General features: G+C 48.0%; 14 protein-coding genes. All 14 read right to left on the bottom strand.

Annotated features, from left to right (window positions below; genetic code table 11):
• Positions 1–461 (bottom strand): hypothetical protein (locus B5F54_RS04345; protein ID WP_140400323.1); only part of this gene is annotated, 461 nt, incomplete at its 3' end.
• The gene (locus B5F54_RS17255) at positions 461–733 is read right to left on the bottom strand and encodes a hypothetical protein (RefSeq protein ID WP_140400322.1); all 273 of its coding nucleotides are present in this window, start codon (positions 731–733) and stop codon (positions 461–463) included. The genes B5F54_RS04345 and B5F54_RS17255, both read right to left, overlap by 1 nt.
• A complete protein-coding gene (locus B5F54_RS04340) occupies positions 726–1,205 on the bottom strand; it encodes an XF1762 family protein (protein ID WP_087230994.1) in 480 nt (159 codons plus the stop codon). The genes B5F54_RS17255 and B5F54_RS04340 overlap by 8 nt, the downstream gene beginning before the upstream one ends.
• Entirely contained in the window at positions 1,198–1,587 is a 390-nt protein-coding gene (locus tag B5F54_RS04335; protein ID WP_087230991.1) for a hypothetical protein, read from the bottom strand. Before B5F54_RS04335 ends, B5F54_RS04340 begins: the two co-directional genes overlap by 8 nt.
• A complete protein-coding gene (locus tag B5F54_RS04330) occupies positions 1,568–1,900 on the bottom strand; it encodes a GNAT family N-acetyltransferase (RefSeq protein WP_087230988.1) in 333 nt (110 codons plus the stop codon). The genes B5F54_RS04335 and B5F54_RS04330 overlap by 20 nt, the downstream gene beginning before the upstream one ends.
• Positions 1,887–2,420, bottom strand: coding sequence for a zinc ribbon domain-containing protein (locus B5F54_RS04325; protein ID WP_087230986.1), 534 nt, complete (start codon positions 2,418–2,420; stop codon positions 1,887–1,889). Before B5F54_RS04325 ends, B5F54_RS04330 begins: the two co-directional genes overlap by 14 nt.
• On the bottom strand, positions 2,420–2,854 hold the full coding sequence (locus tag B5F54_RS04320; protein ID WP_087230983.1) for a hypothetical protein: 435 nt from the start codon (positions 2,852–2,854) through the stop codon (positions 2,420–2,422). The genes B5F54_RS04325 and B5F54_RS04320 overlap by 1 nt, the downstream gene beginning before the upstream one ends.
• Positions 2,847–3,185: a hypothetical protein gene (locus B5F54_RS04315; protein WP_087230980.1), complete on the bottom strand. Its 339-nt coding sequence runs from the start codon at positions 3,183–3,185 to the stop codon at positions 2,847–2,849. The genes B5F54_RS04320 and B5F54_RS04315 overlap by 8 nt, the downstream gene beginning before the upstream one ends.
• Complete coding sequence (locus B5F54_RS04310) at positions 3,182–3,631, bottom strand: DNA N-6-adenine-methyltransferase (RefSeq protein WP_087230977.1); 450 nt, start codon at positions 3,629–3,631, stop codon at positions 3,182–3,184. The genes B5F54_RS04315 and B5F54_RS04310 overlap by 4 nt, the downstream gene beginning before the upstream one ends.
• Positions 3,621–3,881 carry a hypothetical protein gene (locus tag B5F54_RS04305; RefSeq protein WP_087230973.1) on the bottom strand — a complete coding sequence of 87 codons (261 nt, stop codon included), beginning with the start codon at positions 3,879–3,881 and terminating at the stop codon, positions 3,621–3,623. Before B5F54_RS04305 ends, B5F54_RS04310 begins: the two co-directional genes overlap by 11 nt.
• An 11-nt stretch (positions 3,882–3,892) precedes the next feature.
• The gene (locus tag B5F54_RS04300; protein WP_087230970.1) at positions 3,893–4,216 is read right to left on the bottom strand and encodes a putative PDDEXK endonuclease; all 324 of its coding nucleotides are present in this window, start codon (positions 4,214–4,216) and stop codon (positions 3,893–3,895) included.
• A 12-nt stretch (positions 4,217–4,228) separates the two neighbouring features.
• On the bottom strand, positions 4,229–4,396 hold the full coding sequence (locus B5F54_RS17530) for a hypothetical protein (protein WP_172749564.1): 168 nt from the start codon (positions 4,394–4,396) through the stop codon (positions 4,229–4,231).
• Entirely contained in the window at positions 4,383–5,648 is a 1,266-nt protein-coding gene (locus tag B5F54_RS04295) for a replicative DNA helicase (RefSeq protein ID WP_087230967.1), read from the bottom strand. Before B5F54_RS04295 ends, B5F54_RS17530 begins: the two co-directional genes overlap by 14 nt.
• On the bottom strand, positions 5,645–6,613 hold the full coding sequence (locus B5F54_RS04290) for a DUF4373 domain-containing protein (protein ID WP_087230964.1): 969 nt from the start codon (positions 6,611–6,613) through the stop codon (positions 5,645–5,647). The genes B5F54_RS04295 and B5F54_RS04290 overlap by 4 nt, the downstream gene beginning before the upstream one ends.
• Positions 6,614–6,624: the final 11 nt, after the last annotated feature.

The raw sequence follows: 6,624 nt of genomic DNA, 5'->3' as shown, positions 1-6,624 counted from the left end.
ATGCCGCGCCACTCAAAACAATCATTATCTGTCCATCCCGGGCATCCGGTATTAACGTTCGGATAATGCTTGCAATATTGACATACAAGGTCATCGCATAAATCAACCGGGTATGTTCGGGCAATATAGGTCAGGTCAGAGATTGCCGCATCCCTCTCCGCCGTCACGCGGGCGAGGTCGGCACGGAGGTCGCAGTCGTTATCGCATACACGCTGCTGGTAGTTCTCCGCCGCGCTTATCATTGCCTGTGCCGTGTAGTTAGTTTTGCTGAGCAGGTTGCCGGTCATGTGGCAAAGGAACTCGGAAAATTCGTTGAGCTGCTTTTGCATCTTCTCGTTTTCAGCCTGGAGCGTGGAGAGGACGGTGGCGGCTTCCATGCACAAATCCATGATTTCCAGACTTGCCTTGTCGGCATATAGACTTTCAGTGCGCAACTGCTCAATCAGCTTCTCAATGTCCATCAGGTGTCCTCCTCCGCTGGCCGCTGGAGCCAGTCCAACATATTGCCCGGATAAATCACATTGCCGTCAACGATTTTTCCACCGCCGTCCTCAAAGAAATCATATATGGTGTCTAAAAAATTTTCCAGCTCCTCATCGCTCATGGCTCGGATGCGGTCGGCGTTGGTCATCTCTCGCGGTTCAAAACAGTTTTTATGACTCCCCCGTCTGGATGAACCGACGCACTTTCCTTTGTCGTGCTTGCAGTCACGGCATCGTAAAAACTCAGACATTACGATTCTCCTCTCCCTCCGGCGGGCGCTTTCCGTCGTCTATTTCAAATTTAATCTTCATCTGGGCTGGACACAAATCGACTTCTGGCCGACGCTTCCCTGTCCATCGTAGCCCACCAGCCTGTCCAACGCATTTCCATCCAGCGGCTTTAAGGCTTGTGCCGCTCTCCGTGTCGAGTATGTAGGTGATGAGTTTGTGATATCCCATTGCCCTAGTCGCTCTCCATGCGGCGGCATACAGCATGGAGCAGGCGTTGTGGCTTCCGTCAGTACAAAGGCGGTTGACCTCCAAGGTCCAGCCGTCGTCCAGGTAGCGTGATACCGGGCGTCCTACGATGGCAACGCCCACGATCTTCTCCCCGTCAGTGCAGCCTATCGAGAACTTCTGCCCGGCAACCGGCTTGTGATGCCGGTGGTGCTGCTCCACAAAGGCGTTGGCCTCTTTGAGCGTCATTGGACAAATTTCAAGCATTGACTTCTCCCTCCGGCGGGCAGCGGCGAATCTCAAACCTATCAGGCGGGCACGACACACAATTTCCACATTCATCGAGCAGAATCAAAGATCCATCCTCTCGAATTGCAATGCCGTCCATGTCGCAGTAAACGAGGCCTTTTGCCCAGGATTCCTCTCTGGCAATACGTTCCCAGTCTGGATATTTTCCGGTTGTTGTGTCCACCACATCAAACTCAAGCAACGACGGCTCGTTCGGCGGGGTGAGGGTGGGCACATGTTGGATGTCGTAGAGCACTTGCTCCAACAAATTGAGCGCCACTTTGTCTTGCCTGACAATATCTGTATCAAGCAGCTTTTCAATTCGATACAGCTCGTTTGCGTCAATCGGGCGTACTGCCATCTTTCAGCGCCTCCAATCTCATAAAAAGATATTCTTTATCTTCATCAAAAACGTGAAATCCGAACTTTTTGTAAAGTGTTTTTGCTGCTTCGTTTGACTTAGAAACACGCAATTTTTCGCCACCCAAAATGGTCGAAAATTGTAGCAGTTGCATTCCTATTCCATGATGTCTATATGACGGAGATACATAGACACCGCATATCCATTTTATACCATTTTCTTCTTTCAGCTCAACCATAGCAACTAGTTCATCATTGTCATACCACGAAAATTGACATCCATTGTGGCACAACTGATAATCACCCAATTTCATTTTTCAGCTCCTCCAATCTCTCCATCACCATCTCCACGGCCTCGTCCGTCACTGGCGCGCCGCAGTAACCGCAAAAATTCAAGAAGTTATCCGGGCTTTGCTTGCCACACTTTGAACAGTAAAGGTCGTCATACTCGCACCTCTCGTCAATCGTGACCTCGTGCTGTTCGCCCATGTCATCAAAGCCCTTAACGCGTCGAAAGCCCCCACGGTGCTTATGACGCTTTACCCACTCACCCCTCCACACCTTCTCCACCTGCTCCCGGCTGACGGGGCGGAGGGCGGCGATGATAAAGTTTTCATCTTCTACGATCTCAAATTCTTCATTTAGCCAGTTGGACACATAATCCAAACAGTATGAGCTGTATCCAACATAAAAATCCTTGTCAATAGGGTCAAAGTATAGAATCGAAAAGTATGGCTTTTCTTGATTCCCCTCAACAATCATCTTTGCAAACGGCGTTTTAATTTTTTTGGCCTTTTGGCTGTAATTTGCCATTATCGCTTCTTCCAGCGTCATTACGGTTCCTCCTTTTCCACGCTTTCCCAATCAATCCTCTGCCCACACCTGTCGCAGAAGTTCTTCTTCATCTGGTTGTGCTTCCTACCGAACACATCAACCTGTTCGCCTACGAACCAGCCGCACACCGGGCATCGCCATGCCGCGTGCTTTACGGTCTTCGTTTCCGCAGAACCATCCGCATAGTCAGTATGTACAACGCTGGATGTTTCCTTCCAAACGGGCTTTTCTGCCTGGTCTGCGCTCGATCTCGGTTCTGCGTTCATATTGTGTACCGCATTACAGATATTGTTAATTACATAAATCTTCCCGGCGGCAATATTCCATTCCGGGGAGCCTACCGGGGCATCTACGCCGTCCCACGCCTTTTCGCGCTCAACGTCAAACACATCCCATAACCTGTCTACGCTGATTACATCGCCTCTGTTAGCCACGGAAATTCCAGTCCTCCATTTCTGTGCTGAATTTGAACGGGCGGGTTTTCGGGTCTGATACCTTCCATCCCCCTGTGCATTCATACTGCTCTTCCAACGGTTGGTTGTAATGCTCGTCCCGTACTCGAACCAGCAACGCCTTATCTTTTGTAACGGTGATACTATCTACATTGCACATCAGGTAATCAAAGAGTTCGTCGTTCTGCTCCTCGTCGAGGAGTTCCCTACGTGTTCCAAATCCTATGGGGACATTTTGGTCATAGGAGTTTGTTACGTAGCAACAAAACTTCTGCCAGTATTTTGTAGCACGCAAAATGTCGTATAAGGTCATTCCAACCCCTCCAGCATCTCCATCTTAGGCCGAAACACAACCACCATTGACGGGAACGGCGCGCTGTTTTTACTTTCGCCAAATTTTAGCCTGCCCTTTACAAAGCGGATTTCTGCTTTTCCGTATATGTAATCGTGGAACCATTTCGTATCAGTTCGTGCCAGTAAGAGCATTACGATGAAGTTATTTTCTTTTTTGTTCTCTTCATATGCTTTTTGCACCCATTTTCCGATGTCACGCCCATACGGCGGATTACACCAGCAAACGCCATCCCACGGTTGAGACAACCCATCTTGATCCGGGGTATAGTAGGACGCACATTTTGCGTTCTCTGGCAGGGCACATACATCAAGGTCAAAGCCAAATTCATCATTCAACCGATCGAAAAACTCTTGCGGCGTTTCCCACAGATCCGTTTTGCTCGAAAACATCACATCAGTGTTCATCCAGCATCTCCATCTCGCTTTCGCTCAGAATCGGGGCTCGGGTGTTCCAGGCGAGGCGGGCTTCGTATTCTGCGTTTCTAAACGGCCCCGTCCAGCCACACGTTTTGCACATTCCAAAGTGATCCCCGCAAACATAGCAAATCTTTGCGCTGCTCTCTCCACATCCTGGACACGGCAACAGCACCCCCGCCTCCGTCAGCCGCTTGGCAGCCTCTTTGTTTCTGAGCATGGCTAATTTGATGTCATCCATTTATCTTCCTTTCATTCCTTTCCGCGCTCCCATTCTCGGTAGATCACGACAAAATCCTTAAGTGGGATTGTTACACTCCATTCTCCATTGTTTTTTCGGTGCATTACAACAGGGATTTCTTCGTCTCTTGCGTCTGCTTTTGCTTGTGCCATCGCGTCATCCAGATTTAGCCGTTCTACTCGTTTGCATTCAATATGTAGCCCAGGCATCCCAACAACATCCGCGTATCCATTCGCGCCACAATATTGCTGTCCTCTCCGGCAATCATACCCATATCCTCTTAGTACCTTTGCAAGCTCCCTTTCTCCGGTTGCTCCTTTATTTCGGCTATTCATCTTCGTCTCCTTTCACAGTCTTAAAGCCTTCGCAATTTCTCGCGTGGCGTTTTGATATTCTTCAGGGAGTAGGTCCATTTGCCTTAGCTGATCTTTCAAGCACTCATAATGAGACCAGCGGCGCAGAACTCCATCGTTTTGTCGCAATTTTGCTGCTGCTATTAGATCATCCATTGCCATATTTTGTTTCCACCTCCGTGAATGTATGAAATTGAGGCTGCCAATGGAACTTAAAGTCTCCTGTTCTTCCGTGGCGGTTTTTCGCCAGACTCACATTCATATCCCTCCAGGCGTTCCCGTGCATTTGCTCTTGCGGTTCCTCATCTGGCCAAAGAAATAGGACATAATCCGCATCTTGTTCGAGGTCTCCGGTTTCTCTAAGGTCTGAGAGTACTGGGCGTTTATTTGCTCTTCCTTCCACGCTTCTGTTCATCTGGACGATCTCAATAATTGGGATTTTCTTTTCCAAGGCCAATTGTTTTAGAGCATTGCTTACTCTTCCGAGCGACCTATACGAGTCTTTATACTCTGGGCGTTTCATCAGACCTATGTGATCGATAAACACCACGTCAGGCTTACAAAGCTCTATTTTGTTTCGGACACGAGCCACAGAGATTTCCGGTTCGTCTTGCCACCAAATCCTTGCCTTTTTCTCCAAAACATCCATCAGCATGTCAATGTCATTTTTCTCTTCTTCGGATAAATTCCTGTCTCTGACCCTTTCACCTTCAATCCTAGCCAATTGCGATGCTGCTCTTTGTAGCAATTGTGTCGTTGGCATCTCCATCGTGCAATAGAGCACCTTATTCCCTTTTTGCGCCATACGGAGTGCGACGTTTAGGGCAAGGTCTGTCTTTCCCCCACCTGACCGGGCCGATATTATGGTCACAGACCCAGGTACAAGCCCTCCCATTGCTCTATCTAGCCCTCCAAATCCCGTCCTAGCCGTTTCCTGCTTTTGGGAATGCAACCACTCCTTAAACTCTTTGATCGCTTCTGATAGCGTTATAAGCCCCGTATCGTTTTGTGCTCTTGTAATTGCGTCTTGCTCTTCGACAAGGTTGCGAAGAATTTCAACGGTTTCTTCTGCGGTTTTGTTTTGAGCATCAAATACGACTTCCGCAATCGCACTCTGGATGCTTTTTTGTCTCCACTCGTCTCTGACAATCCGTAAATATTCCGGCGCATGTCTTGTCGTTGGCACACGATCAGCCAGCTTTAAGAGAGTGTCCCTTTCTTCCGGCAATATCTCTATTAGGGTTACCCCGTCAATCGGATTCCCGTCCCAATATTGCTTTGTAGCAGCTTCAAATATTTTTTGTGTCTTGCTATGGGTAAACATTTCGGGAGTGAGTGCATCTATTGCCGTTTTCGCAAACTCTTCGTCCAGCATCATGCATCCTAGCACGGACATTTCTGCGTCTACGCTCATTTAGGTATCAACTCCTCCCAACCACATTTCCCTTCGCGGAACCTGCGCATTGCTTCTTCATGTCGTTCCTTTCCTTCCTCGATTTCAGGAGGAGGAAATTCTGGAATCTCTTTTGGTGGCTGAACCACTGTTAGGTTAGGTTCATATTTCCCCTGCGTGGGATTTGATCTGTCTTGTTCTTTCGCTAACCAACCAGTAATAAATCTCAGAATTCCTCTTTGCGTTTTTCTCCGCGTAGGATTGGATATGCACCAACCTTTCATGTTACGGAGCTGCTGTTTTATATTTACCCCTGGATACAGTTCTTGCCACTCGGATATTTGCTCCTCATAGACATGATAGGTAGTTCCGTCATTTAACGGGATTTCTATGACGCTTTTCCGGTCCGGTTCCGCTTCTGCGGGATCGGACTCCCCTATACTCTTCTTTACTTTACTTTTCTTTACTTTACTTTGTGGATTGTTTTGCAAATTAACGGGAGTTTCTTTCAAATTAACCGTGGTTTCTTTCAAATTTACTGATTTAAAGGTAACTTTTTTAGAAGTACTGGTTGGAACGTCTTTTTTATCGCCCAAATCAAGTAGCCAGTACTCCTTAATAAATCGTATTTCTTCGCGGGTAGATACTGCTTGTATGTACCTGCGTTGGATACCCGCTGATGTCAAAATGCCGAACATCTGAAATACCCCATCATCAAAGATGGAACGTCGCAGACACCCTTGCACCACCTGCGTTATGTTCTCGGGGACGATCCCACAACCAACAGCGTCAGCCATAAGGAGGCAGGCATCATTGTCCCACACTTTGTAGTATCCATTTGTGCGGTAGATGTCGCAAAGGAGCGCCACTAATATTGTGATGCCCTTTGCGCCAAACTCCGCTTTCAAAAGCCTAATTTTGTCGTCCTGAAAGAAATCCACGTCTAAAGGGAAATAATCTATCCCGTCCTTTATTGGACGAGCCACTTTTTCACCCC

The sequence above is a fragment of the Anaeromassilibacillus sp. An250 genome (assembly GCF_002159845.1).
GTDB classification, from domain to species: Bacteria; Bacillota; Clostridia; order Oscillospirales; family Acutalibacteraceae; genus Anaeromassilibacillus; species Anaeromassilibacillus stercoravium.
The sequence above is the reverse complement of the archived record's forward strand: the minus strand, read 5'-3'. Positions and strand labels throughout refer to the sequence as shown.

Bases quoted from the DNA above. Each gene is read 5' to 3' on its own strand.
- B5F54_RS17255 (WP_140400322.1), bottom strand. From the start codon at position 733: ATGTCTGAGTTTTTACGATGCCGTGACTGCAAGCACGACAAAGGAAAG.
- B5F54_RS04340 (WP_087230994.1), bottom strand. From the start codon at position 1,205: ATGCTTGAAATTTGTCCAATGACGCTCAAAGAGGCCAACGCCTTTGTG.
- B5F54_RS04335 (WP_087230991.1), bottom strand. From the start codon at position 1,587: ATGGCAGTACGCCCGATTGACGCAAACGAGCTGTATCGAATTGAAAAG.
- B5F54_RS04330 (WP_087230988.1), bottom strand. From the start codon at position 1,900: ATGAAATTGGGTGATTATCAGTTGTGCCACAATGGATGTCAATTTTCG.
- B5F54_RS04325 (WP_087230986.1), bottom strand. From the start codon at position 2,420: ATGACGCTGGAAGAAGCGATAATGGCAAATTACAGCCAAAAGGCCAAA.
- B5F54_RS04315 (WP_087230980.1), bottom strand. From the start codon at position 3,185: ATGACCTTATACGACATTTTGCGTGCTACAAAATACTGGCAGAAGTTT.
- B5F54_RS04310 (WP_087230977.1), bottom strand. From the start codon at position 3,631: ATGAACACTGATGTGATGTTTTCGAGCAAAACGGATCTGTGGGAAACG.
- B5F54_RS04305 (WP_087230973.1), bottom strand. From the start codon at position 3,881: ATGGATGACATCAAATTAGCCATGCTCAGAAACAAAGAGGCTGCCAAG.
- B5F54_RS04300 (WP_087230970.1), bottom strand. From the start codon at position 4,216: ATGAATAGCCGAAATAAAGGAGCAACCGGAGAAAGGGAGCTTGCAAAG.
- B5F54_RS17530 (WP_172749564.1), bottom strand. From the start codon at position 4,396: ATGGCAATGGATGATCTAATAGCAGCAGCAAAATTGCGACAAAACGAT.
- B5F54_RS04295 (WP_087230967.1), bottom strand. From the start codon at position 5,648: ATGAGCGTAGACGCAGAAATGTCCGTGCTAGGATGCATGATGCTGGAC.